Genomic DNA, 24,377 nt, shown 5'->3' on the forward strand with positions numbered 1-24,377 from the left:
ACCCACGTCGCGCCCCCGTTACCTCGTTTGTGCTGGTCCGGCCGCCGATTCTGCGCCACGACCGGGGTCTTGCCGCAAGCCCCCAGGTGCGGTATACGTTAGAAGTGGCAGGGAGAGTGATCTCCTTGCCGCTTGCTTTTTGTCGGGGTTGCCGGGCCCGCTCAGTCGTAGGGGAGTCGGCGCGGCTCGATACTCAGCCCCCGGCCGAGCTGCCAGGAGGCCGTCGGCCAGGCCGCGATGAACCCGGCTATCAGCCCGAGCTGACCGGCGAACCAGAACGTGGGGCTGTCGGGTCGCAGGGGTGGCTCCGGCAAGACCACACGATGCGCGAGGGTCAACCACGCGAACAGCGCCACCTCGAACGCGGTGATGGTCAGCAGCTCGATCCTGCCGACGTTGGACAGCGCGTGCCAGACCTTGGTCAGGCTGCGACCCGGCCCGGCGAAGTACCGGAAGAGCACGGCGATCGTCACCGCCATCAGGTAGTCGCCGGCGTAGTCGACCCACAGCGGGTCCTCGGCCGGATCGAATCTCACTGCGTAGAGGGCGACCTCGGCGACGATGAAGCCGAGAGCGCAGTGGGCGCCGCAGCGGGACACGTGGGTGACGACGATGCCCCGGCGGGGCCGTCGCGGTTGACCCTCCTGCCGCCGTCGAGAGAACGCCTCGGGCCTGCCCCAGTTCCAGTAGAGGCGGACGGCGGCCGGGCCGATGTAGAGGACGGTCACCAGCCAGACGATCTCCATGACCCGGACCGGCTGACGGTGTCCGCGCAGATAGGTGTCGGCCAGGACGACCGCGAAGCTGACGATGCCGACCGCGAGCGAAGCCCAGGAGAGCGCTACGAGCCAGGTAGGTTGCATCCCCGCCCCTTCCGCCAGCCGGGCGAGTCTTTCATGTCGTACTCGTGCGGGTCGGCGGATCGGGCGTTCCCGCCTGTCGGCGCGGACGGATTCACCCTCCCTGGCCTCGCCTGGACGGTGGAGTGGACCAGCAGGCCGCTGCACTACGGTGCGAGGGTGACGAGTGCCCCTCGCGAAGCCGAAGCGCGTGTCGGTCCGATCGGCGCGCTACTCAGCCGGTTCGTGTTCCTGGCCATCTGCCTACCCGGACCGGTCCTGCTCGTCGCCGCCGTGACGCTGGACCCACCGCGATCGTCCAGCGACTTCTGGGGTCTGCTGGTCGGTGGCGTCCTGGCGACAGCCATCGGTGTCGGGTTCGGCGTCTTCGGCTGGCGGGTGGTGGGCCGCTCGCGCCGCGACTCGCGTCAGCTGGCCGCGGCTGGCGTCGCCGCGACAGCGGAGGTTCTTCAGGTGGCGAACCACCTGGACGGCGAGAATCCCGGGCTGGAACTCCACCTGCGCATCAGCGGGCCGGGGTTCGCCACCTTCGAGGCGGACACGATCCGCGCGGACGACCCGGCGCTCGTGCCGGGCGCGGTGCTGGCTGCGGTCGTGGACCCCGCTGACCGCCTCTTCATGATCACCTAGCCCTCGTCCGCACCAGGACCCGTCCGCCGCGGTCAGTCGCGCCTCAGACCGGCGAAGATGACCGCGAGCGTGCGGGCTTGCAACTGCTGGTCCCACCCACCGTGCAGGGCCCCCTGGCACAGGCTGGCAAGGAGCGCCATCGCCTCGGGTAGCCGTACCGAGTCGGCGACGGCTCCGGCGGCCCGCGCCTGTTCCAGCAGCCTGCCCACCGCCTCCTCCAGGTGACCTACCGCGTCCGGAAGCCGGATGTCCATCCCGGACCCGGCGAGCAGGTCGACGACGGTCTTCTTCGCTGCGGCCTGCGCCACCAGGTGTGTGAAGAACGCGAAGAGGTCAGATTTCCCGGCCTCCTCGACGAGCTGCGCGAGCAGTCGCTTCATGATCGCGGCGAGCAGGTCGTCCTTGGTGGGGAAGTGCCGAAAGACCGTGCCGATGGCAACGCCGGCCCTCCGTGCCACCTCCTCGGTTGAGGCGCGGGTGCCGAACTCGGCGAAGACCGCATCGGCGGCGTCCAGGATGCGCGCCCGGTTGCGCTGCGCATCGGCACGCAGCGGAAGCCCTTCTACCAAAGTGAGTCTCCACTCATTATTCTCGGTCGTGTAAGTCGAGTCATGACTCATTATCCAGGAGGGCGACATGACGCCAAGCGAGATCTTCGACAGCATGCGCGCCCGGTGGCTCGCGAACCTGCCCACCTACGAGGCCGACTCGCTCGCAGACGACGTGGTGATCGAGACACCGTTCGCCGTACCCGGCCGCCCTGCGCGTATTGAAGGGAAGCAACGGGTCCTTGAGTACACGCAGGCGGGCCGGGTGATGTTCCCGGTCCGGTTCGACGACTGCCGCAACGTGGTCCTGCACGAGACCGCCGACCCCGAGGTGATCGTGGTCGAATACGAACTGGTCGGCACCCACACGGCGACCGGGGTGACCGCCTCGGCGCCGTTTATCGGGGTGCTGCGGACCCGGGAGGGCAAACTGGTCCACTGGCGCGAGTATCAGCACACCCTCGCCATCGCTCAGGCCGTCGGTCAGGCATAGGTCTGGATCACGATCGGGCGGCCCTGCGCGCGCCGCGCTGGCACACTTCGAGCATGGTCGACTGGTATACGCGGGCCGAAGTGGACGGCGACGTCGTTCGGATCTCGGAGCCGCATGTCAACGAACTGCTGTCGGCGAACTTCTGGTGGTTGCGGGGCGACGATCGGGACATCGTGATCGACGCCGGGCTCGGTGTCGTCGCCGTGCGGCAGGCGATTCCGGGCCTGTTCGAGCGCGATCCGATGGTCGTGCTCACCCACGCGCACCTGGATCACGTTGGTGGGGCGTCGGAGTTCGGGGACCGGGCCGCCCACCCGGCCGAGGCCGGGATCCTGGCGGCCGGCGTACCGGCGAGCCTGTACGGCGCGGAACTCTTCGACAAGCTGGGCATCGACGCCGCCGGGGAGGCCGTCCCGGAGCTCATGATCGACGTCCTGCCCGATCCCGGGTACGACCCGGCTGCCTACCGCGTCGCGCCCGTGACCCTGAACCGCCTGCTCGACGACGGCGACCGGGTCGACCTGGGCGGGCGGGTGCTGACCGTGCTGCACCTTCCCGGCCACACGCCGGGGAGCATCGCCCTGTTGGAGGAGCGCACCGGGACCCTGTACTCCGGCGACATCATCTACGAGGGCGCCCTGATCGACAATCTGCCGAACTCCGACGTGGCCGCGTACCGGCGAAGCATGGAGTTTCTCGTCGACCTCGACGTGTCCGTCGTCCATCCCGGTCACGGGGACAGCTTCGACAGGACGCGCCTTCGCCAGTTGGCCGAGACCTACCTGCGGAAGGCGGCCGTCAACGTTGCCGATAATGAAAGCCGACATATAGCATAATTCGCGATGTGCCTCCCAAAAGGGAAACGTCGCGGCTTACCCGTAGCCCGGGCCGCCTGCTGGCCTTCAGCGACGGTGTCTTCGCGATCGCCGTGACGCTTCTCGTGCTGGAGATCCAACCGCCCCACGACTTCGGGCGCCTCGTCCAGGGGCTCGGTGCACTGTGGCCCTCGTATCTGGCGTACACGCTGAGCTTCCTGCTCATCGGGCAGGTGTGGGTGAATCACCACGTCATGTTCGACCGCGTCCGGCACGTCGACCGGTGGGTCCTGTTCCTCAACACATTGCTCCTGATGGTCATCGCGTTCCTGCCGTTTTCCACGTCGCTGCTCGCCGACGCGTTGCGTGCGGAGCAGGGGCTGCGCGCGTCGGTTGTCGTCTATGGCGGCACGCTGTGGACAGCGGCGGCCCTCTTCAACGTCGTGTGGGCGCACCTGCGCCGGGCCAAACTGCTGGACCCCGGCCTCGGTCCCTTCGGTGCGCGGGCCATCGGCCGCCGGTTCGCGCTCGCGCTGCTCTGGATCGGCTCCGGCATCCTCGTCGGCGCGTTCGTGCCGATCGCCGGCGTCGTCATCATCGCCGCGTTCCTGCCCGCCTACTACCTGCCCATCCGCGGCGAGTACGGCGAGGGCGACACCGCCGAGCAACCGGCTGACTAATTAGAGTCGGTGCCATGCGGATCAGGATCGACGGCACCGATTTCCCGGGTCAGCGTCCCGGTGCGGAGGCCGACGCGCTGCGGCGGGGCAACGTGCACGTCGGGGTTCAGCGCAAGGCCGAGGTGGTCGATCAGGTGCCGGCCGACGCGGCCAGCGCCACCTGGTCCTTCGAGGTGTCCAGCCGCGAGATCGACGGAACGCTCGACGTCGGCGGTCCCTGGGTGCACGGCCGCCCCGGGGCGCGGTTTCTCTATCTGAGCTGGGGCGCGGTGTCCCAGGACGGCTTCGCGATGTTCCGACGAGCGAAGTTGATGTTCACCGACGTGCCGACGGAGCTGCTGCGCGCCGCACACGAGGGCAACGCGACATTGGTCGGCCGGGTCGGGTTGACCGATGCCGCCGGTGGGCCGATCTGCGCTCGGGTGCCCCCGCCCGCCATCGCCTGGGCGGTGGAGTGAGTGTCGTCGACGGCTACAGAGGTTGAAAGGCCGAGGTTCGACTTCGGCCGCTCGGTCGGATCAACGCTCCGGATGCCCTGATCCAGCCAAGAGGCGGTCGCCCAGCTCGGAGCGGCGGTAGAGGACCGAACGGCCGTGGCGGCCACTGACCAGGAGCCCGCCTGCGCGGAGAGCGCGTAGGTGCTGGTTCACCGCGGTGGTAGTGACGCCCAGACGGGTCGCGAGTTCGGTGGAAGACGCGGGGGTGTCCAGGCGGACGAGCAGGCCGGCTCGGTGAGCGCCGAGCAGGGCTCCCAGGGCTCCCGGGGCGGGCAGGGGCTCGGGCTGCCACAGGGTGCCGGCACCCCGGGCCAGATAGATGATCATCGGAGGCTGGTCGGGGGAGATGGGGGCCGCCACTGCGGGGGTCCACATGGTGGGGACCAGGGTGAGGCCGCCCAGGGTCGGGCGGGTGTAGTGGACATTGGAGTGCAGGTGTACCTCCACGGTGTCACCGGTCATGGTGACCCGTTCGGACAGGCCGGCGAACATCGTGGCCAGGCCGTGCTGGGCGATCTCGCGGCCGCGGTGCGTGACGTCGCCCTCCAGCAGGGCGCGCATCCGGGGCCAGTGGGCGGCGAAGCACCGGTCCCAGTAGTCGGCCAGGGCGGTGACCACGCGGGAGAGCGCGCCCGGCTCGCGTAGTGGTGGGGGGACTTGCTCGTCGGCGCGGTAGAGCAGGCGCAGGTCTCGGCGGACCACGTCGGGTGGGGTGGCCGCGATGGTGGCGAGTTCGTCCTCGATGCGGGTCAGCGGTGAGCGTGGTTGCGGGGTCAGGAAGTCGGGGGTCCACAGTCGCTCGTCGATGAGGGCCAGCAGCATCTCGGTGTCGAGGGCGTCGCGGGCTTGCTGCATGCGGCGGATCCACGGTAGGTGGATCGGGAAGCGGCCCGGATCGCGCCAGCTTCGCAGCGACAGAATCAGTTCGTTGAGGGGCGAGACGGCGAACCGGACGCTCGCCAAGTCAGGGCCGACGAGTCTGTATCGCACTGGCATGAAGTAGAACGCTACATCAATCGTGTCCTCCGGCCGGGGCGGGTGAACTGTGCCCGTGCCTTTGAAACGAGTTTTGATCTGGGCCACTGCGGCTACCTCGACAGCCAAGGGGGTGATGTTCAGCGTCAGCGTGCTGTTTTTCACCACGGTGGCCGGAATCAGCCCGGCAACCGTCGGGGTGGGCCTCACCATCGCCGGGGCCGTGGGAGTGGTGACGGCGTTCGCGTCCGGGCGGCTCTGCGACCGGTTCGGGCCGCGGCGGGTGCTGATCGTCGCGGCCACGGCACAAGGTGGTGCGCTCGCGGCGTACTGCCTGACCCGCGACGCCGGCACGTTCGTGCTGGTCGCCTGCGTGGCGGTCGGCGCTGAGAGCGTGGAGCGGACCGCGCACGTCGCGCTGCTGGCTCGAGCGTTCACTGGCCCGGCCCGGGTGGGGGTGCGGGCCTGGCTGCGGGTCGTGGACAACGTGTCCATCGCGGCTGGGTCCGGATTGGCCGCCGTGGCGCTGGTGGTGGGTAGCCGATCCGCCTATCTGGCGGCGGTGCTGGCGGCGGCCGTACTCACGTTGGTCGCTCTTGTGCCTCTGCGGGCTCTGCCCGTTCTCGTAGGGGGCGGTGGTGACCGGCTGGCGGAAGGCGGCCCGTCACCGCTGGGCGATCGCCGGTATCTGACTGCGACCGCGTTGCACGCCGTGGTGAGTGTGCAGGCCTTGCTGCTCACCGTCGGGATGCCGCTGTGGGTTACCGGCCATACCGCTGCGCCGGACGTGACTGTCGCGGTGCTGTTGTTGCTGAACACCGGCTTGGTCTCGATCCTCCAGGTCTGGTCGACCCGGTTGGTCGGCGACGTGCCATCGGCCGGGCGGGCGGTCTTTCACGGTACGGTCCTGCTGCTGGCGGCTTGCCTCTGCTACGCGGCCGCCGGATACCCGAGCGGTACCGGGTTCGCCGTCGCGTTGCTGGTGGCGGCGGTCGTGGCGCACAGTCTCGGCGAGATCGTCTCCGAGGCCGGCGGCTGGGAACTGGCCTTCGAGTGGGCCGATCCGGCCAACTCCGGCGCCTACCAGGGCGTCAGCCAGGCAGGAGTGGGCATCGGCCTGGCTGTGGCGCCGGTCGTCGTCACGTCGGCGGCGGTCGGACTCGGGCCACCGGGGTGGCTGCTGCTCGGCAGCATGTTCCTGGCTGCAGGCGCTGGAACCCGGGCGCTGAGCGCTCGTCGGCGGGTGCCGCAACTCGCGCTGAGCGCGGAGGAAAGGTCAGCTCGCGCCGATGGTGAGGACAATCTTGCCGGTCACCCGGCCGGTCTCGCTTACGGAGCAGACCACTAACTACAGAGGTCGAAAGGGCGAGGTTCGAGCTATCTCGGTGGTTCGGGTTCGAGGGTCATGCCGGTGCTGGCGAGGAAGCCGGCGAGGAGATCGGTCTGTTGCTGACAAGCGCGTAGCCGGCGTTTGACCAGTTCAGCGAGGTGGTCGACACCGCGGGCGGCGGTGTTGGTCAGGCCCCGTTTCATCCAGCGCCAGACGCCTTCGGTGGGGTTGAGGTCCGGGGCGTAGGCGGGTAACCGGATCACGGTCAGCCACGGCCGGGCGGCGATCAGGGCGTGCATGCGGTGGCTGACGTGGGTGTTCAGGTTGTCCCAGATCAGCACTATCGGTGCCTACAGGCACTGGTGGGCTTGGTCGAGGAAGGCGATGTAGTCGTCCTCGCTGAAGCTGCCGCGTTCGCCTTTGCGGCTGCGGTGCAGCCGGGTTCGCCACATCAGCCGGCCTTTCTGTCCGGGCTTGAGGCAGACCAGACCGGCGATCGACACCCGGCCGGAGCCCTTGCCGGAGACCTCGATCACCGGCGTGTGCCCGCGCCGGGCCCACGTCTTGGCCACCGGCGGTCGCAGGACCTGGCCTGCCTCGTCCTGGAAGCAGATCCAGGCGCCAGGCCCGGCCGACGCCAGAGCCTCCGTTCCGCCGGCAGTCCACTGCCGCCGCAGACGCACCGACTTCTCCGAAACCCGCAGCTCAGAAGCGATCTACGCAGTCGGTACGGACTTCTCGAACATGGCCGCGGCCTGGATCCGGACCTTCTCACGCCGAACCCGGGCTGCCGCGTTCATGCCACCACCAGCCGGATACCTCATACCTCCGGCTTACCGAACCCATCGACCCAGATCACGCGGACACGCCGACGCACGTCAGCCTTTCAACCTCTGTAGCTGCCGAAGTCGACGCCGCTGAGGGAGACGGAGCGGTACGCGGCGAGGTGTTCGGCCTGCGCGGTGATGGCCTTACGCATGGCGTCCGACAGCCGGTGCCACGGCTGGACGGCGACCGTGAACGTCCTGCCGGACTTGCGGGGCCGCCAGGTGCCGACCAGCTCGCCGTCGACCAGGACGGCGCCGGGGCGACCCAACACCGGCCACAGCTCCTTGGCGTGGGCGGCGTCCGGCACGAGCGTCGTCCGGTCCTTGGCCTGAAGGAACAGGTCGAACGGGCCGAGCAGGCGGGTGACCCTCGCGTCGGCCGACTCCAGCACCGCCTCGTCGGCGGCCAGCAGGAAGCGCACCTCGCGGTCGACCGTCACCTCGATCACATCGTCGGGCCAGTGCGCCTTCACGTCCTTCACCGGGGCGTCGAGATAGTCGGCCACCTGTTTCGGGGTGGCCGGACCGAGCAGGCGGAGATACGCGCGGATGAGGTCGAAGCGGTCACCTGCGGCGGCTGCCTTCCTGAACCGGGTGATGCGCCGCAAGACCGGGGGTGAGGTGTCGAGCTGCAACTCCAGCCCGGCCCGCACGGCGGCGAGCCGGAACGGCATCTCGTAGAGGTGCGTGGCGTCGCACGGCCGGCAGAACCGCAGATACGGCTCGGGCAGCATGGTGGCCAGCCGGCCGGAAACGTCCCCCTTGACCGTCGGCGTGCTGACGATGGCCCGCATCCGGTCGGCGATCTCGTCCAGGGCCGCGAGGGTGTCGATGCCAGCGGCCTTCAACGGTTTCGCGGCGTCGTAGATGCGCTTGCCCGCGTCGGCCTCGGAGAAGGGTTCGACGGCGGCCGCCACCTTCGCAACGTCGGCCCGGCGATAGAGGTGGGGCGCGCCCCGCACGGTCCACAGCAGGACCAGATCCGTGTCGGACAACGCGGTCACGTCGACCCCGCGCACCGCCAGTGCCCACCGGCCGCCGTCCGGACCGGTGTTCTGCACCCCGAGGTCCAGGACGGCGGTGTCGGCGAGCGTGCCCTCGTCCCGGTCGAGCTGCTGGGCCCGGACCCGGAAGTTCATCACCTGGTGCCGATCGACCATGTCAGCACCCTAGTTGGGGCGGCGCTCCCGGTGGGTCCAGGCGCGCAGCGCCCATTCGACGGGGCCGTAGCGGAACCGCCGCAGCCACCACGAGCTGGCCACCAGCTGCACCGCGAAGATCACCAGTGCGATCAGCAGTGCCTGTGCCGGCGAGGTGCGGCCGACCAGACCCCACCCGACGCCGGTGAAGACGAGCACGCACACGAGCGACTGGGCCAGGTAGTTCGTCAGGGCCATCCGGCCAGCGGGCGCGAACGCCTCCGCGACGCGCGGTCGCCGCGTGAACAGGCGCAGCAGGGTCGCGGCGTAGGCGGCGGCCAGGAACGGCGCGGTGACGATGCTGACCATCAGTCCGGTCAGGTTCGCCGTAGAACCACCGACCGCGAACACGACGGCGCCGGCCAGACCGATCGGATACCCCACCCGTTCGCACCGGCGCAGCAGGTCCACGTGGGCGGGCACGGTGGCGAGAAGCCGGTGCTTGCCGGCGGCGAGGCCGACGAGGAACGCCGCGAACGCCAGGGGCCCCTGCACGGCGAGCCCGCCGATCATCGCCGGCATCGACCGCAGGTGCTCCAGCACGACATCGCCGAGGCCACCGCCCAGGGCCAGCGTCGAACGCGCACCGGCGCTGACCGCGGCGGCCTCGTCCGAAACCAGCGTGGCACCGAGGACCGCGCCGATCCCGACCGCCACGGCGATGCCGCCGATGATGGACGCCGCCGTGATCAGCGCGGTGCGGGGCTCGATCCGCCGGACCGCGAGCAGCACGAGACCGAGCAGCGCGTACGTGGTGAGGATGTCGCCGTGGAACAGCAGCACCGCGTGCAGCACGCCGAGAACGAACAACCCGGAGAGCCTGCGCAGGAACGCCGGACGGAACGCCGCGCCGCGCCGAGCCGCGGAGTCGAGTTGCAGGGTGAAGCTGTAGCCGAACAGGGAGGCGAACAGCAGGTACGCCTTCATCGCGAACAACAGCTCCACCGCGCCGGCGATCAGCAGGTCGACGGTGCCGCGCGTCGGATCGTCGACCAGGTGGAAGTCGTAGCCGGAGCTGAAGTACGCGATGTTCACCAGCAGGATGAGCAGCAGCGCGCTTCCCCGCAGTGCGTCCACGACGGTGATTCGGGCGAGGGTGTCCCCGGGCGAGGGCTGTGGGTGGCCGTCGCCCGGTCGGTCGAGCCCTGTCACATTCATGGTGTCCAGCCTCCGGAGCGTGGCCCGCTGCCGTGAAGTGTTTTCGTCACACGGGCTGTCGTGACGAAAAGGCCCCATCCCCGGGCAGGGGGAGGCGATTCCCTCCGCGCGGCGATCCCCTCGTCTCGCCGTTCGGCCACGGTGATCTCAGAGGTGCCAACGCCCGCCGCTGATGGAGACGACGCCGTGACTCGAACCCCACGCACGAAGACAATGCCCGCCCCGCCACCGCCGCCGCCCTGGGCCCGCCGAGCCGGTCACGTGGCGTGGATCGCCCCCGTACTGGGGTTCATCCCGCTGCACGTGCCATGGATCCTCGGCATCCCGCTGTTCGCCAATCCCGGTCCGTTCCGCGAGTGGTACCACGGTCGCGGGCCCGGGGTGGGGGACCACCCCGTCGACGGGTTCCTGGGCCTGCCGGCCGGCGCGTTCTACCTGGGCCTCCTGTGCGTCCTCGCCGGGCTCGGAGGCGTTCTGGCGCTGGGGCTCATCAAGGACTGGGGCGTGGTCTTCCCTAGGTGGGTGCCGTGGCTGCGCGGACGTCGGGTGCCACCGTGGTTGCCGCTGACGCCAACGGTGCTGGGGTCCGCCCTGATGATCGGCTACTCGGCGACCCTGCCCTGGCAGTTCGCCATGGACCTGAGGGAATCCAGTGCGGACGACATCTTCACCCCGACCGGCGTCCTGATCGGCCTCCCGATTCTGTTGGCCTGGACGGTCGCGTTGCCGCTGGCCGGTTGGTCCTACTACCGCCGTACCCGTCTGCCCCGAGCAGCAGTGAGGACGTTTTGACCTTGACACAGTGACAAGGTCTTCACTGGGATGGAAGGGGGATTCCGATGACCACGCCGAAACAGGACATGAACGCGATGAGGGTTCTCCGCGGGCTGGAGAACAGCGACTCGTCGGTGCGGCTGCGCGCGGCACTGACGGTCGGCACGACCCCTGACCCGCAGCTCATCGACACGCTCATCGAGCGCTGCGCGGTCGAGCCCGAGTTCTCCGTACGCGAGATGCTCACCTGGGCACTCCTGCGCCACCCACCCGAACTGACCGTCGCGAAGCTCACCGATGAGCTCCGCTCGGAGCGTGCGCAGGCCCGAAGTCAGGCGTTGCACACGCTGTCCAAGATCGGGGACCGGAGAGCCTGGCCGGCGATCACCCGGGCGCTGCTGACCGACGCCGACGACGAGGTGGCGCGAAGCGCCTGGCGCGCAGCGGTTGTGCTCGTACCCCCCGGTGGGGAGCCCGAGTTGGCCATGGTGTTGTCGACACAGTTCGGGCGGGGCGGGCGGGAGATGCAGTTGAGCCTCAGCCGGGCGCTCATCGCGCTCGGCGAGGTGATCATGCCGATCCTGCGCGCCGCGATGGCGGGTCTCGACCCGCGCGTCCGCGCGCACGCGGTCGCCACACAACGGTTAATGCAGGATCCGGATGCCGGGTTCGAGTTCGCGATCGAGGCGGCGAAGCGTGTCGTCGCCCTCGGTCCGACGGGCGAGAAGGGATGACGCCAGGTGTTGATCGGTGAGGTCGCGCGACGGTCCGGGGTCAGCGCCCGCATGCTCAGGCATTACGACGCGCTCGGGCTGATCCGGCCCACTGGTCGCACCGGTGCCGGCTATCGCGAGTACACCAGCGAGGACATCCGGCTGATCTTCCACGTCGAGAGCCTGCGGTCGTTGGGCCTGTCGCTCCGCGACGTCCGCCGCGCGCTCGACGACCCCGGCTTCACACCGGCCGAACTCGTCAACGACCTCATCCGGCGGACGCGACTCCGCATCGCGGACGAGATGGAGCTGCTCACCCGACTCCGCCGGATCGGTGCCGCGGACCCCGCCGACTGGGAGGACGTCCTCCAGGTCGTCACGCTCCTGCGGGCACTGGGGTCGGAGAGCGCGGGCGCCCGCCAGCGCGCCGCCCTGTCCTCGGTCGGTGAGGGTCCGGTGCCCGTGGAGGCACTTGTCGAGGCGGTGCTGAGCGAGTCGGACCCGAACGTCGCCGGAGCCCTGCGCTGGGCGCTGGCGCAGTCCGGTGACGGCGGGTTGGCGCTGCTGGCCGAGGGCCTCGGCTCACCAGAAGCCGAGGTACGCAAGCGTGCCGTCCAGTCCGTCGCCGAGATTCCGCACGCTGCGGCGACCGACGTGCTGCGGGATGCCCTCGCGCACCCCGACCTCGTGGTCCGCGGGTACGCGGCTCTGGCGCTCGGGGCGCGCGGAGTGGCGGACGCGCTTCCGACGTTGATCGACATGGTCGTAAAGGAAACCAAGGACGTCGACGCCGCCGACGCGTTGAGCCTGCTGGCGGCCGATTCCGCGTTGGCAGAGCAGATTGCGAACCGGCTCGTCGCCTGCCTCGGGCAGAGCGGTGTCGCACCGTCTGCACGGCGGCGGTTGACCGAGGCGTTGGCGGACATCCCGGGGAGTGCCGCCGTACGCGCCCTCACTGACCTGTCGCGCGACGAGGACCGGGCCGTCGCACTGACGGCGACCTCCATCCTCGCGCTCCGTGACGTGGCCTCATCAGGACCAGACACTGTGGAGTAGTCCAGAGCCGGCAGGGCACCGAGCAAATTGATCATCGTTTGGGCATCGGCTATCGTGCGCCTCCGTGAAACCTTCCCGTCTTGCCTCAGCCATGTTGATCCTTGCCGTTTCGACCGCCCTCGCCGCCTGTGGCGACACAGACAAGGCGACGACCGCCGGACCCACCACGCCCGCTCCCACCTCCGCGACCTCGTCCGCGGTGGCCACCTCCGCTGCCGCCACTCCGGCCTCGTCACCCGCGGCGGGCACCGCGAGCGACAAGAAACTCTGCGAGTCGGCGAAGAAGGCCAGCGACGAGATGAGGGTGGAGCTGGTGAAGGTCGCCACGGCTGGCGAGCCGTCGGCGGCGGACTACCAGAAGATCTTGAGTGATCTGGACAAGAAGGTGACCGCGGTCGCCGCGACCGGGGACGGCAAGCTGGCCGCTGCCCTGCGAGAGTTCGGCGCCGAGGCGGCCAAGGCCGCGGCCGCGGCGGACCCGGCGACCGCCGCCGACAATCCGGTCTTCGAGAAGGCCGGCAAGGACATCTCCACCGCGTGCAAGGCGGTCGGCGTCAGCCTGGTTCTCTGACCAACGCGGTGCTGCGAGGACGGACGGCCCCCATGCCTGAGCGTGGGGGCCGTCCGTCGACAACGGTGGCGGTGGTCAGCCGCCGGCGAAGGTCGTGTCGACGCCGCACTTGGCGTTCTGGTTGAGGCAGGACTTCACCAGGTTGCCGAGACGCTCCGGCTCCCAGGCGTTCATGAAGTCGCCGTGCATGGATGACGGCTTGCCGGAGGAGAGGCTGAGGCCATCACCGCCCAGCGACTCGTAGTTGACCATGAAGGAGAGATCCGGCACGGCCACCGGGTACTTGCCGGTGCAGACGCCGTTCACCGGGTCGCCCATGTGCGACTTGTGATCGGGTGAGTCGATGTTCTTGCCGTCCCAGCAGTCCTTGAAAACGAGCTGGAAGATCAGGTTGCCGCCGGGGGCGCACTTCGGCCAGTTGCCGTCGGCGCTGCGGCCGATCTCGGCGCTGCCCGCGCACCAGAACTGGTTGCTACCGGCGTTCTTCGGAGTGTCGACCTGCCGCTTGGCGTCGCCTTCGACCACCACCAGGCCCGGCGGGAAGGGCTTGACGGTCGACGGGTCCTTGACCCGCGAGCCGTAGTAGATGCGCATGCTCTTGATCGGCACGGCTTTGCCGTCCTTGCGCAGCTCCGGGGTCCAGTAGGCGCTCTTGTCCCCGGGGGCGTTGCAGGTGTTCGCCGCGGCGAACAGCTTGTCCGTCGTGGTGAAGGCGTCGACCTTCGGGCCGAAGAAGGTGTGCATGTGCGAGGCGCCCGAGAGGCCCGGCAGGACGATCGGGTCGTCCGGGGCGGAATTCGCGACGCCGCAGTCGGTGTGGAACTCCGGCACCCGGGTGGTGCCCGGTGGCACCGCCTTCGGCTTGATGGCGTCGAAGGCGGCCAGTTCCTTGTTCCACTTGGCCTGGTCGACGGGCACCCAGCCGCCGACCGGCGCGCTCGGCGGGACGGACGTCGACGGGGACGCGGACGCGGTGGAACTCGGCGTGGCCGAAGGGGCGGCCGACGTGCTCGGCGTGGCCGACGCGCTCGGCGACGTGCCCGTCGCGGGGCCGAACGTGAACCAGTTCAGGTTCACGAAATCCGACTTCGAGGCGCTCTTCAGGACTGCGAAGACGGTCTGCGCGCCGGCCGGCACAGCGGACGCCTTCGCGGTGACGGTCGTCCATTTCTGCCAGCCGCCGGTCTGGGCGATCGGGAAGCTGGCCAGCAGTTGACCGTCCTGCGCGCCGAGGCGCAACTCGACAGTGCCGCCGGCGGCGTTGTGCGAGGCGACCCGGGCCGTCAGGTCGACGCCGGTTACCGACACACCGTCGTAGCGCAGCCAGTCGCCGCTGGCCAGCCAGCCGACGTTCCGGCCGCCGTCGGCGTCGCCGGTGCCCTCGGTCTGCGCCCCGGACTGTGCCGCGAAGGCCTCTGCCTGCACCCGGCCGGGCACGGCGACCTCTTCGGCCTGGGCGCCGGCGATGTAGATGCCGCTGCCGGCCAGCGCGGCGACGACCGCGGAGGCGAGCGTGATGCGAGTGACGCGACGACGCTTTCGCGCCCGATCCGGCGGTGCGACGTGCGCGGGAGGAGTCCGCATTACCAGTGGTTTCCTTCGAGTCGACGACAAAGCTCCTGTCGGAAGGAGTATGTGCACGTCAGGGGCCTGCATCAACTCGCGGGGAAAGAATTAAGGAGGCCGGTCGACAAGTGCCCTGGCAGCCAGCGCGGCGGCTCCGGATGACAATTTTTCGCTCGTACAGTCTTAAGTTTCTTTTAAGTCCCGTCGCCCCGTTCTGGCTCAATGATTACGGATTTTGAGTAACGAATTGTGGTCGAATTCTCGGCCTCAGTCGCTGACCGGTTCGACGGTGATGGCCGGCGACAGCGCGCGCAGGAAGTCGGGCGCGTCGAACATCTCGCCGGCGGAGGCGACGCCGCTGGTCCTCGTCTGACCATCGAGGACGCGCCGGACCGCCTCCACGGCCAGGGGCGCGCTGACGGCGTAGATGTCCCGACCACTGGCCACGACGCGGCGACGCGTGTCGCCGCGACGCACGATGACGTCGACAGTGAACGTCTGCGCCGACCGGCCCAGCCCGTCGACAGCGACCGGTGCCGCCGCGGCGGCCAGGTCGGTGGCGGCGTCGACGGTCATGTAGGTGCGGACCTCGGGGATGGCCAGGTGGCGGGGGATGGTGACGACGTCGGCCATGGTGAACTCACCGAGGACGGTGCGCCGGCCCAGCGGCTCGGGGAAGTCCCAGTCCACCCTCGGCAGCTCCCCGCCGGATGGGTACTCCAACCGGCCGCCGGTGTAGCGGACCCGGCGGCCGGCGCGGCGCTCGCGGGAGACGGCGCCCGCGGCGACCGTCCCGGCCGTCGGGTGCCAGCTGCTCAGTCCGTACGCGACGTGCGCCTCGTCGGCCGACGTCCAGTCGCCCATCGCCGTCGTCGCGAGCAGGTCACCGAGCCCGCCGAAGAAGGCCATCGCCGGGACCACCGCGACACCGGCCGCCCGGGCTCGTTCGGTGAAATGCGTGAACGTGTCGAGGTTCGCCTCGATCTCGGCCGCCACGTCCACGTACGGGATCCCGGCGCGCAGCGCGGCCTCGATCACGCCGGGGGCGGTCGACGCGAACGGGCCGGCGCAGTTGATGACCGCGTCCACGCCGGTCAGCGCCGCGTCGAGCGAGGCCGGATCGTCGACCGACGCCACCCGGTAGGCGAGCCCGAACCCCGCCAGTCGGCGCGGGTCGCGGCCCACCGGCAGCGCGCCGATCCCGCGCTCGCGCAGCTCCGCCATCACGAACCGTCCGGTGTGCCCGTACGCCCCGAACACCGCCACGCTGTGGCCCATCGCTGCCCCCTCGAAGATCGACTGGATCCAGCCTCCCGCAGCGGCCGGCGACCGACCAGTGTCGGGAACGCCAACCCCCGTACAGTTTCGGACATGACCCTTGTCGCGATCGCCGCCACCGACGGAATGCTGCACTTCGAGCTGGCGCTGGCCTGCGAGGTATTCGCCCACGACCCCTCCGGCCTGGCCGACCCCTGGTACGACGTGGCGATCTGCGGCCCCGGCCCGGTCCGAATCGGCCGCTTCCTGGTGGCGCCCGACGACGGGTTGGACCGCCTCGCCCGCGCCGACACCGTGATCATCCCGTCGGTCGAGGACGTCGACGGGGACGTACCCCCCGACCTGCTCGACGCGGTCCGCGCGGCCCACCGGGCAGGCGCCCGGATGGTCTCGCTGTGCACCGGCGCGTTCGTGCTGGCCGCCGCCGGGGTGCTCGACGGGCTGCGGGCCACCACGCACTGGGCGCACACCGAGGCGCTGGCCGCCCGCTATCCCCAAGTACGGGTCGACCCGGACGTGCTCTACGTCGACAACGGCACCGTGCTCGCCTCCGCCGGCAAGGCCGCCGCGATCGACCTGTGCCTGCACCTGATCCGCCGCGACCACGGCTCGACCGTCGCCAACGCCGTCGCCCGCCGCCTGGTCGTGCCACCGCACCGCGCCGGCGGCCAGGCCCAGTACGTCACCACCCCGGTGCCGGCCCGCGACGACCACCCGCTCGCCACCCTGTTCCCCTGGGCGCTGGCCCGCCTGGACCGGCCGCTGACAGTCGAGGACCTGGCCCGGCAGGCGAACATGAGCTCACGCAACCTGGCCCGCCACTTCCGGTCGACCACCGGCACCACCCCACTGCTGTGGCTGTCGACGCAGCGGATCCGCCGCGCCCAGGAGCTGCTGGAGAACACCGACGACAGCATCGACGCCATCGCCGAGGCGGCCGGCATGGGCACCGCCGCTACGCTGCGTCGGCACTTCCACCGCACCGTCGGCGTGGCTCCGGACGCGTACCGGCGCACCTTCCGGGCCACCGGACCTGCCGTGGGTTGAGCCCTGACCGGGGTACGCGCGGGAGGGCGTCGCTCGTCGGTGTCGGGCAGAATGCCAAGCTCCTGCTCTGCCGGCGGTCGGGGGATCCGATGGGCTACAGCTTCGAACACGTTGATCTGCCCGAACCCGCCGCGGCCGCGCGCGCCCACGCCGAAGCGTGCATGGATTTGAACGGATCGTGTGGCAACTGGCCACAGTGCTACGACGAGTATTCGTCGCTCGCCGCCGCCTACCAGTTCGCCCTGAACATCGCCGGCATGGGGTTCTGTCGGGAACGCATGCGGTGGGCCGGCATGACCTACCAGGCAACGCCACAGCCCTTTCCGGACTGGCCGTTCGACAGCGTCGACGACTGGCGCAACGATCAGCACCGACGCGACGCCTACAAAGAGGCCGAACGGGCGGCATCCGCGCAGACCAGCCCCGGCAAGGTGGGGATTCCGGAGTTCAAGCTGACGAGCAACGGCCCCTGGGTGGTGGGCCAGACCGAGATTGAGCAGGCGTTGATTCTCTACGAGGCGTCGCCGACGAGCCCGCGGGCCGAGTGGGAGACCGACGAGCTGTGGGTGACCTGGCTCGACTGGCTGCGGGAGGCGCGTACCCACGGCGGCTTCACCGTCAGTTGAACGTGTCGCTAGCGCTGGTCGGGGCGTTGCCGGGCGAACGCGTCGCGCTTGCCCCAACGGCCGGGGATGTCCAGGAGCGCAATCCGTCCGTAGGTGGTGGGCAGCGCCGGGTCCACGGCCAGGTGGTCGTCGTGCGGGTTGATACCGAGCATGGTGCGGATAAGCAGCATGCAGGCGCCGCTGGACCACGCCTGCGGACTGCCGGCGGTCGGGTACCGAATCGGGAACCGGGTGGTGTCGCGGTCGAACCCGCCGAACGCCTCGGGTAGCCGGCCCTCGAAGTAGGTGGCGGCGGAGAGGACGCCCTCGGCGATGCGGGCCGCCTCGTTGCTGAACCCGTAGCGGCGCAGACCCCAGGCGATGAACGAGTTGTCGAACGGCCAGACCGTGCCGTTGTGGTAACCGAGCGGGTTGTAGCGGCGCTGCCCCTCGGCGAACGTCCGCACCCCCCAACCGGAGAACAGCGCCGGACCCATCAGGTGCTCGACCACCCGAGGTGCCCGCTCCGGTGGCACGATGCCGCTCCACAACAGGTGCCCGATGTTGGACGACAGGCTGTCCACGGGGGTGCCGTCGTGGTCGAGCGCGAGGGCGTAGAAGCCGCGGTCCTCCAGCCAGAAGTCCCGGTTGAACCGCTCGTACAGGGCCGCCGCCTCGCTCTCCAATCGATCGGCGAAGGCAGGATCACCCCAGAAGGTACGGGCCAGCCGTGCTCCTCGGATCTTCGCGTCGTAGGCGTACCCCTGGGTTTCGCAGGTGGCCCTCGGGAAGCCCGGCAGCCGGCCGTCGGCGTAGGAGATGCTGTCCCAGGAGTCCTTCCAGCACTGGTTGTCCAGCCCGGTGGCGCGGTTGCGTCGCTGGTACCAGACGTAGCCGGTGGAGGTCAGGTCCGCGTACAGGTCGATCCAGGCCAGGGCCGCCCGGGCCTCCTGCTCCAACTCCATCACCAGTGCGGTGTCGCCGCTCCACCGCTCGTACTCGTCGAGCAGCACCACGAACAGCGGTGAGGCGTCCACAGTGCCGTAGTAGGGGGAGTGCGGCTGCTCCTCGAACGCGGCCGACTCCCCGTAGCGCAGTTCGTGCAGGATCCGGCCCGGGTCCTCCTCCAACACGTCGTCGGTCCGAACGCCCTGCAACGACGCGAGGATCCGCAGCGTCGGTGGGGTCAACGACGGGGTGACGGGCAGGGTCTGCAAGCAGGTCAACAGGCTGTCGCGACCGAACAGGGTCATGAACCAGGGCAACCCGGCCGCAGGCACGCTCGCGCCGCTGAGCGAGAGCGGGGCGAAGCGCAGCGCCGCCAGGTCCACCAGGCTGCGGTGGTAGACCTGCTGGAGGCCGACGCTGTCGGTGTCCAGGGTCGGGGCCGCCGCGACCCACGCCTGAACGCTCGTCGGCAGAGTGGAGTCGTCCGGCCGAAGGGCGCGCAGGGCTTCGCGCAGGTCGACGCCGTCCGGGCGCAACGCCAGCATGGCGGCCTGCAACCGGGTGGACCACTGCTGCCCGGGGCGCAGCCGGACCGCGAACCGGAGGCCGCCCGGGTGGAACTCCGCGGGCTCACTCGCCGACACGACGACCTCACGTCGGTAGGTGCCGCGCCGGTAGCCCAGGCGCAACTCGTCCGGGCCGACGTGCGTGTAACGGGCGCCGGCCTTGTCACCGCTGTCGAACTTGATCTCGAAGATGTCGGCGAAGTCGGCCGCCACCTCCAGGCGCACGTCGAGCGTCATGTCCCGCTCGCCGTAGTTGAAGATCGTCAGCGACTCGGTGAGATCCGGGCCGATGCGCCGACGCCGAATGGCCGACACGTCGGCCTCCACGTAGTCCACCGCCGCGCCCGGCACCACGAAGAACGTGACCTCGAAGTACTGGCTGTCGTCCACCGACAGCGCGGTCATGCACTCGCCGTTGACGGTGAGCCGCCAGCGGGACAGGAAGCGCGTGTCGGCGGCGAAGAGGCCGACCGGGGTGCTCGGGGACGACTCCACGTCGCCGCTGGCGTCGGACACCATGAAGGTGTTCCCGTCGATGCACGCCACGGTGCCCGCGATGTCCCTCATCGATCACGTCCCACTGTCGGGGTCGTCGCGCTGGAGCCGTCCGGGCTCACGCGGAAACAGCCGCCCGATGCGCAACGCCAGAGCGAGGTCACCATCCACCATGATCTCGCCCCGGGTGATCGCCGCCAGCCCATTCACCTCGCCCCGCGCCATCGCCTCCGCGACCTGCGCGGACACCTGGATCACCGTGGTGGCGGGGCCACCGCTTCGGGTCACCCGCATCCGACCATGATCGATGTCCAGCAGCCACTGCTCCAGGTGGCCGTCGTCGCGGATGTCGAATCGCACGCTGCCACAGACCTTGCTGAACCGCGGATCCTGGCCAGCGACCGTCAACCGCTCGAAGAAGGCGCTGGTCGCCGACATCCCACCTCCTCGGGCGCTGGTAAGAGCGGATGCCGGCTACCCGGTGCCGCGCACTCCTAACGCCGGGCGGCGCCCCTTGTTCACGGTGCGAGCGAGAAGCGGGTCCAAGTGGTCGCGTCCGTGGTGACGAGGACGTGGTCCGGCTCGCCCGTCGACCCGTCGTCGCGCCCGAAGAGCCAGGCGTAGCCGGGCGCGACACTGACCGAACCAACGAGCCGGCCGTACTCCCGCGCGACTGTGAAGTGCTCCCCGTCGTCCCGGCTGACCAGCAGCCGCGCGCGGCGGTCGGGTTCGGTGCCCCCACCGGGAGTGATCGCCAGCAGGGACCCGTCCGACCCCACAGTGAGGTCGTAGTGGATCTGATCCGACAGCTCGGCGCCGGTGTCCGTCCAGGTCTTCGCGCCGTCAGTGGTCCGCAGCAGCCGCGCCCTGCCACCCGCCGTGGACGATTCGGTCAGCACGTACCCTTCCTGGTCGTCGATCCCGACCGCCGTGATCACGTCCCCGCCGTCGCCCACCTCCCAGGTGGTCCAGGTGGCGCCTCGGTCGGCGCTGCGGGCGACGGTCGATCCCTGGGCGCTCGCCATCCGGTACGTGGCCCAGATGCTGCCGTCCGCTGCCGGGTAGAGGCTGAACAGCGCACGCCACGAGGGTGCCGTGGCGGTGAGCCGGTACACCGTTCCGCTCGACGGGTCCACCGCCAGCGGCTCCAACACCGGCCTACAGCCGAACCCGCAGAGGACCGGTCGGGCCGTAACCGGGAACGTGGGTACGGCGACGATCGCGGAAGCCGCGTCCCGCCAGGTGCGGCCGTAGTCGGTGGAGATCTGGGCCAGCCCCGAGTCGGTGACCAGGTAGGACCGCTCACCGAGTACGAAGAAGTCAGTGCCGCTGCCCGGCGTCCCGGCGGCGATGCCGGCCGCACATCGGGTGCCCTCGAAGCGCGCCGCGTCCCAGTCCGACCAGCTGCGGCCGCCGTCACCCGTGTAGGCGAAGCGCACGACGCAGCCGTCCTGCCGTACGTCGACCCCGGAGTCGGGCCCGGTCAGCGTGAACTGGCTGAACTGCGCACCCGACGGTGTCGGCGGGTCGGCCGGCGCGGCCCGGTCGGGCCCGACCACCAGCGGTACGACCGTCAGCCCGGCCAGTACGACCAGTGCGGCCGTAACCATCGCTACCGACCGGCGCCGACGGGACCGGGCGGTGGTCCGCAGGTCGTCGAGGGGCGGCTGCGAGACGGCCTCGGTGACGGTGTCCACGTCGAATCCGGAGAACTCACGACCGGACATCGATCCTCCCGGTTTCCGTAGCGTCGGTGTCGGCGAGCAGCGCCGACAGGGCGACCCGGCCCCGCGACAGCCGGGACTTCACAGTCCCGGACGACACGCCCAGCGTGGCCGCGATCTCGTCCACCGGCAGGTCGACGAGGTAGTGCAGGGCCAGCGCGACTCGCTGCCCCTCCGGCAGCACGCGCAGCGCCGCGAGCAGGGCGAGGTGCTCCGGGGAGTGATCGGCGACGGCCGGCGGCGGACCGATGCGGCGCAGCAGCCCGTCGAGCTTCCGACGGCGGCGGAACCGGCTGCGGGCCCAGTTCACCGCGACCCGACGCAACCAGGCCTCCGGGTTCTCCAGCCCGGCGAACCGCCCCGGCGCCATCAGCGCTCGGGTGAACGCCTCCTGGACCGCCTCCTGCGCCTCGGTCAGGTCGCCGGTCACCGCGTACAGCTGGACGACCAGGCGTCGGAAACAGCCGGCGTAGAGCTCGGAGATCAGATCGCCGTCGGACACCGTCACCCCCCTTCTCCACCACTCCCACCAACGGGCCGGGGAGAAGGTTCCGGTGTCCGGCCAGAATCCGGGTCAGCCGAGGTTGAAGTCCACCACGACCGGCGTCCGTAACCGCTCGGCGCGGTGGGTCGGGCCGACGGTTACGGCGTTCAAGTAATCCAAATCGGGTCAATGTCGCGATGCCGACCGTTGCCGCAGGCGTTCCCGCCCACACCGACCGCATCGGACGTTCTATCCCGAACCCGGCGCACGCGGCACCGGCACGACATAGCGTCACGGGGGCGGGACCACCGCTGCCCCGCCGGCGGACCGGCGGCGACGCCCACCGGAAGGGACCGGACATGAGTCGTGTCGACACAGTGCTCCTGCCGGAGCTGGACGGGCCGGTGCCGGCGACGCTGCCGAGCACGCTCGGCCTGCTGAGCCTGGCCCTGGGAGTGGGCGCGCTGGTCGCGCCCGGACCCCTCGCGCGACTGACGGGGGTCGACGACTCCCCGGCCGCGCGGGCCGTGCTTCCGGCCATCGGCCTACGGGAGCTGGGCAGTGCCGCCGGCCTGCTCAGCGGCCGCCGCCCGGCCGGCTGGGCCTGGAGTCGGGTGGCCGGCGACGCCATGGACCTCACCCTGCTCGGACGGGCCCTCGCCGACCGCGGCGGTGAACGCCGCCACCGGGTCGCGCTGACCACCCTCGCCATCGCCGGCATCGCCGCCGTCGACGTGCTCGCCGCCGTACGCGTCGGCCGGGATCGACGGGCCCGCGCCCGGGTGATCCGGATGCAGATCGCGGTGACGGTGAACCGGTCACCCGCCGAGGCGTACCGGTTCTGGCGGGACATGGAGAACCTGCCCCGCTTCATGGCGCACCTGGAGTCCGTCCGCGCCGACGACCTGCGCCGCTCGCACTGGATCGCCCGTGGTCCGGCCGGGCACCGCGTCGAGTGGGACGCCGAGATCATCGACGACCAGCCGAACAAGTCGATCACCTGGCGTTCGCTGCCGGGGACCCGGGTGCCCAATGCCGGCCGGGTCCGGTTCGTGCCCGCACCCGGCGACCGGGGGACCGAGGTGCGGGTGGAGCTGCGCTACGCCCCGCCGGCCGGCGCGCTCGGCCGAGTGGTGGCGAAGCTCTTCGGCGAGGAACCCGAGCAGCAGGTCCGCGACGACCTGCGCCGGTTCAAGCAGGTCCTGGAGACCGGCGAGGTTGTCCGCTCCGAGGGCAGCCCCAACGGCATCTCCGTACGCCAACAGGCCATGCAGCGACCCGCCCAGCCGCTGCCGACGTCCCGCCGCTGACCGCCCGAGCTCTCCGAAAGGGACCGAGAATGAAGGCCACCGCCTGGATGGGCACCGACAGCGTCAAGGTCATCGACGTACCCGACCCGAAGATCATGAACGCCCGGGACGCGATCGTCAAAATCAGCACCACCGCGATCTGCGGCTCCGACCTGCACCTCTACCACGGCTACATCCCCGCGATGCGCAAGGGCGACATCCTCGGCCACGAGTTCATGGGCGAGGTGGTCGAGGTGGGCCCGCAGGTCCGCAACCTCAAGCCGGGCGACCGGGTGGTGGTGCCGTTCCCCATCGCCTGCGGGCACTGCTCGTCCTGCCAGCGCGGCCTCTACTCGGTCTGCGAGAACTCCAACCCGAACGCCGGCATCGCCGAGAAGATCATGGGGCACTCGCCGGCCGGCATCTTCGGCTACTCGCACCTGCTCGGCGGGTACGCCGGCGGCCAGGCCGAGTACGCCCGGGTGCCGTTCGCCGACGTCGGCCCGGTCAAGGTGCCCGACGAGATCAGCGACGATCAGGCGGTCATGCTGGCCGACGTGTTCCCGACCGGCTACATGGGCGCCGAGATGTGCGACATCAAACCGGGGCAGGTGATCGCCGTCTGGGGCGCCGGGCCGGTCGGGTTGCTCGCCGCGGCCAGCGCCCGGTTGCTCGGCGCGGAACGGGTGATCGTCATCGACCGGTTCCCGTACCGGCTTCGGCTGGCCAAGGAGCACATCGACGCCGAGACGATCAACTACGAGGAAGCCGACGTGCTGGACACCCTCAACGAGATGACCGCCGGTCGGGGCCCCGACGCGTGCATCGACGCGGTGGGCCTCGAGGGCCACCACGGCAACGCCGCCATGTACGCCTACGACCGGGCCAAGCAGGTCGCGCGGGTCGAGACGGAACGGCCGTTCGCACTGCGGCAGGCGATCCTCGCCTGTCGCTCCGGCGGGGTGGTCTCGGTCGTCGGCGCGTACGGCGGCTTCGTCGACAAGTTCCCGATGGGCGCTTTCATGAACCGCTCGCTGATCATGCGGACCGGTCAGTGCCACGTCCAGCGCTACACCCGACCGCTACTGGAGCGCATCCAGCGCGGCGAGATCGACCCGAGCTTCATCGTCAGCCACCGGATGCCGCTGCGCGACGCCCCGAAGGGCTACAAGATCTTCCAGAAGAAGCAGGACGACTGTACGAAGGTGCTGCTCAAGGTCTGACTGGCGATCCCCCCTCGGCCACCACC

The 24,377-nt window shown here is 70.2% G+C and carries 27 protein-coding genes; 14 read left to right on the forward strand and 13 right to left on the reverse strand.

Going from position 1 to position 24,377, the window contains the following annotated elements; translation table 11 throughout:
• Positions 1-161: 161 nt before the first annotated feature.
• Positions 162-863, reverse strand: a complete 702-nt coding sequence (locus tag ACQRWP_RS09000; protein ID WP_430501679.1) for a DUF4396 domain-containing protein — start codon at positions 861-863, stop codon at positions 162-164.
• Positions 864-1,019: 156 nt separating this feature from the next.
• On the opposite strand from ACQRWP_RS09000, the gene ACQRWP_RS09005 reads away from it, so the two are divergent.
• Positions 1,020-1,490, forward strand: coding sequence for a hypothetical protein (locus ACQRWP_RS09005; RefSeq protein WP_430501681.1), 471 nt, complete (start codon positions 1,020-1,022; stop codon positions 1,488-1,490).
• A gap of 32 nt (positions 1,491-1,522) precedes the next feature.
• Here the strand turns inward: ACQRWP_RS09005 and ACQRWP_RS09010 are convergent, their stop codons facing one another.
• Positions 1,523-2,059, reverse strand: a complete 537-nt coding sequence (locus ACQRWP_RS09010; protein WP_430501682.1) for a TetR family transcriptional regulator — start codon at positions 2,057-2,059, stop codon at positions 1,523-1,525.
• 67 nt (positions 2,060-2,126) lie between these two features.
• On the opposite strand from ACQRWP_RS09010, the gene ACQRWP_RS09015 reads away from it, so the two are divergent.
• From ACQRWP_RS09015 to ACQRWP_RS09030, 4 genes are read left to right on the forward strand one after another with little or no spacing between them, the layout of a single operon-like run.
• Positions 2,127-2,531, forward strand: coding sequence for a nuclear transport factor 2 family protein (locus tag ACQRWP_RS09015; RefSeq protein ID WP_430501683.1), 405 nt, complete (start codon positions 2,127-2,129; stop codon positions 2,529-2,531).
• A 53-nt stretch (positions 2,532-2,584) separates the two neighbouring features.
• Positions 2,585-3,367 (forward strand): MBL fold metallo-hydrolase, encoded by a 783-nt coding sequence (locus ACQRWP_RS09020; protein WP_430501684.1) that lies wholly within the window; start codon positions 2,585-2,587, stop codon positions 3,365-3,367.
• 8 nt (positions 3,368-3,375) lie between these two features.
• Positions 3,376-4,026 carry a TMEM175 family protein gene (locus ACQRWP_RS09025; protein WP_430501685.1) on the forward strand — a complete coding sequence of 217 codons (651 nt, stop codon included), beginning with the start codon at positions 3,376-3,378 and terminating at the stop codon, positions 4,024-4,026.
• Positions 4,027-4,040: 14 nt separating this feature from the next.
• Positions 4,041-4,484, forward strand: coding sequence for a DUF5990 family protein (locus ACQRWP_RS09030; protein ID WP_430501686.1), 444 nt, complete (start codon positions 4,041-4,043; stop codon positions 4,482-4,484).
• A 60-nt stretch (positions 4,485-4,544) separates the two neighbouring features.
• Here ACQRWP_RS09030 and ACQRWP_RS09035 read toward each other — a convergent pair whose 3' ends face one another.
• Positions 4,545-5,378, reverse strand: coding sequence for a DUF5937 family protein (locus tag ACQRWP_RS09035; protein ID WP_430501687.1), 834 nt, complete (start codon positions 5,376-5,378; stop codon positions 4,545-4,547).
• 196 nt (positions 5,379-5,574) lie between these two features.
• Between ACQRWP_RS09035 and ACQRWP_RS09040 the strand changes: the two genes are divergently transcribed.
• Positions 5,575-6,846, forward strand: coding sequence for an MFS transporter (locus ACQRWP_RS09040; protein ID WP_430501688.1), 1,272 nt, complete (start codon positions 5,575-5,577; stop codon positions 6,844-6,846).
• Between the two features lie 29 nt (positions 6,847-6,875).
• Here ACQRWP_RS09040 and ACQRWP_RS09045 read toward each other — a convergent pair whose 3' ends face one another.
• The 4 genes from ACQRWP_RS09045 to ACQRWP_RS09060 all read right to left on the reverse strand — a co-directional run bounded on the left by ACQRWP_RS09045 (position 6,876) and on the right by ACQRWP_RS09060 (position 10,012).
• Entirely contained in the window at positions 6,876-7,169 is a 294-nt protein-coding gene (locus ACQRWP_RS09045) for a transposase (RefSeq protein ID WP_430501689.1), read from the reverse strand.
• Between the two features lie 9 nt (positions 7,170-7,178).
• Positions 7,179-7,511: a hypothetical protein gene (locus ACQRWP_RS09050; protein ID WP_430501690.1), complete on the reverse strand. Its 333-nt coding sequence runs from the start codon at positions 7,509-7,511 to the stop codon at positions 7,179-7,181.
• A 203-nt stretch (positions 7,512-7,714) separates the two neighbouring features.
• Complete coding sequence (locus ACQRWP_RS09055) at positions 7,715-8,815, reverse strand: winged helix DNA-binding domain-containing protein (RefSeq protein WP_430501692.1); 1,101 nt, start codon at positions 8,813-8,815, stop codon at positions 7,715-7,717.
• Between the two features lie 9 nt (positions 8,816-8,824).
• Positions 8,825-10,012 (reverse strand): DUF418 domain-containing protein, encoded by a 1,188-nt coding sequence (locus ACQRWP_RS09060; protein WP_430501693.1) that lies wholly within the window; start codon positions 10,010-10,012, stop codon positions 8,825-8,827.
• Between the two features lie 186 nt (positions 10,013-10,198).
• Here ACQRWP_RS09060 and ACQRWP_RS09065 point away from each other — a divergent pair, with 186 nt between their 5' ends.
• The 4 genes from ACQRWP_RS09065 (at position 10,199) to ACQRWP_RS09080 (ending at position 13,126) form a co-directional block, all read left to right on the forward strand.
• Positions 10,199-10,804, forward strand: a complete 606-nt coding sequence (locus ACQRWP_RS09065) for a hypothetical protein (protein WP_430501694.1) — start codon at positions 10,199-10,201, stop codon at positions 10,802-10,804.
• A 47-nt stretch (positions 10,805-10,851) separates the two neighbouring features.
• Entirely contained in the window at positions 10,852-11,520 is a 669-nt protein-coding gene (locus tag ACQRWP_RS09070; protein WP_430501695.1) for a HEAT repeat domain-containing protein, read from the forward strand.
• Between the two features lie 6 nt (positions 11,521-11,526).
• Positions 11,527-12,555 (forward strand): HEAT repeat domain-containing protein, encoded by a 1,029-nt coding sequence (locus ACQRWP_RS09075; protein ID WP_430501696.1) that lies wholly within the window; start codon positions 11,527-11,529, stop codon positions 12,553-12,555.
• 91 nt (positions 12,556-12,646) lie between these two features.
• Complete coding sequence (locus ACQRWP_RS09080; RefSeq protein ID WP_430501697.1) at positions 12,647-13,126, forward strand: hypothetical protein; 480 nt, start codon at positions 12,647-12,649, stop codon at positions 13,124-13,126.
• 75 nt (positions 13,127-13,201) lie between these two features.
• Here ACQRWP_RS09080 and ACQRWP_RS09085 read toward each other — a convergent pair whose 3' ends face one another.
• Positions 13,202-14,710, reverse strand: a complete 1,509-nt coding sequence (locus ACQRWP_RS09085; protein ID WP_430501699.1) for a DUF1996 domain-containing protein — start codon at positions 14,708-14,710, stop codon at positions 13,202-13,204.
• 249 nt (positions 14,711-14,959) lie between these two features.
• Positions 14,960-15,970, reverse strand: coding sequence for a saccharopine dehydrogenase family protein (locus tag ACQRWP_RS09090; RefSeq protein WP_430501700.1), 1,011 nt, complete (start codon positions 15,968-15,970; stop codon positions 14,960-14,962).
• 93 nt (positions 15,971-16,063) lie between these two features.
• On the opposite strand from ACQRWP_RS09090, the gene ACQRWP_RS09095 reads away from it, so the two are divergent.
• Entirely contained in the window at positions 16,064-17,017 is a 954-nt protein-coding gene (locus ACQRWP_RS09095; protein ID WP_430501701.1) for a helix-turn-helix domain-containing protein, read from the forward strand.
• An 89-nt stretch (positions 17,018-17,106) separates the two neighbouring features.
• On the forward strand, positions 17,107-17,643 hold the full coding sequence (locus tag ACQRWP_RS09100) for a hypothetical protein (RefSeq protein WP_430501702.1): 537 nt from the start codon (positions 17,107-17,109) through the stop codon (positions 17,641-17,643).
• Between the two features lie 8 nt (positions 17,644-17,651).
• On the opposite strand, the gene ACQRWP_RS09105 is transcribed toward ACQRWP_RS09100, so the two are convergent.
• The 4 genes from ACQRWP_RS09105 to ACQRWP_RS09120 form a co-directional block, all read right to left on the reverse strand.
• Complete coding sequence (locus ACQRWP_RS09105) at positions 17,652-19,703, reverse strand: amylo-alpha-1,6-glucosidase (protein WP_430501703.1); 2,052 nt, start codon at positions 19,701-19,703, stop codon at positions 17,652-17,654.
• A gap of 3 nt (positions 19,704-19,706) precedes the next feature.
• On the reverse strand, positions 19,707-20,069 hold the full coding sequence (locus tag ACQRWP_RS09110) for an SCP2 sterol-binding domain-containing protein (RefSeq protein WP_238679083.1): 363 nt from the start codon (positions 20,067-20,069) through the stop codon (positions 19,707-19,709).
• Between the two features lie 80 nt (positions 20,070-20,149).
• A complete protein-coding gene (locus ACQRWP_RS09115) occupies positions 20,150-21,358 on the reverse strand; it encodes a hypothetical protein (RefSeq protein WP_430501705.1) in 1,209 nt (402 codons plus the stop codon).
• On the reverse strand, positions 21,345-21,863 hold the full coding sequence (locus ACQRWP_RS09120; RefSeq protein WP_430501706.1) for a sigma-70 family RNA polymerase sigma factor: 519 nt from the start codon (positions 21,861-21,863) through the stop codon (positions 21,345-21,347). Before ACQRWP_RS09120 ends, ACQRWP_RS09115 begins: the two co-directional genes overlap by 14 nt.
• Positions 21,864-22,198: 335 nt before the next feature.
• On the opposite strand from ACQRWP_RS09120, the gene ACQRWP_RS09125 reads away from it, so the two are divergent.
• Both ACQRWP_RS09125 and ACQRWP_RS09130 read left to right on the forward strand, forming a co-directional pair.
• Positions 22,199-23,149, forward strand: coding sequence for an SRPBCC family protein (locus ACQRWP_RS09125; protein ID WP_430501707.1), 951 nt, complete (start codon positions 22,199-22,201; stop codon positions 23,147-23,149).
• A gap of 29 nt (positions 23,150-23,178) precedes the next feature.
• Positions 23,179-24,351 (forward strand): zinc-dependent alcohol dehydrogenase, encoded by a 1,173-nt coding sequence (locus ACQRWP_RS09130; RefSeq protein ID WP_430501708.1) that lies wholly within the window; start codon positions 23,179-23,181, stop codon positions 24,349-24,351.
• Positions 24,352-24,377 lie beyond the last annotated feature (26 nt).

Source organism: Micromonospora trifolii, assembly GCF_050516465.1.
In the GTDB taxonomy this organism is placed as follows: domain Bacteria; phylum Actinomycetota; class Actinomycetes; order Mycobacteriales; family Micromonosporaceae; genus Micromonospora; species Micromonospora trifolii.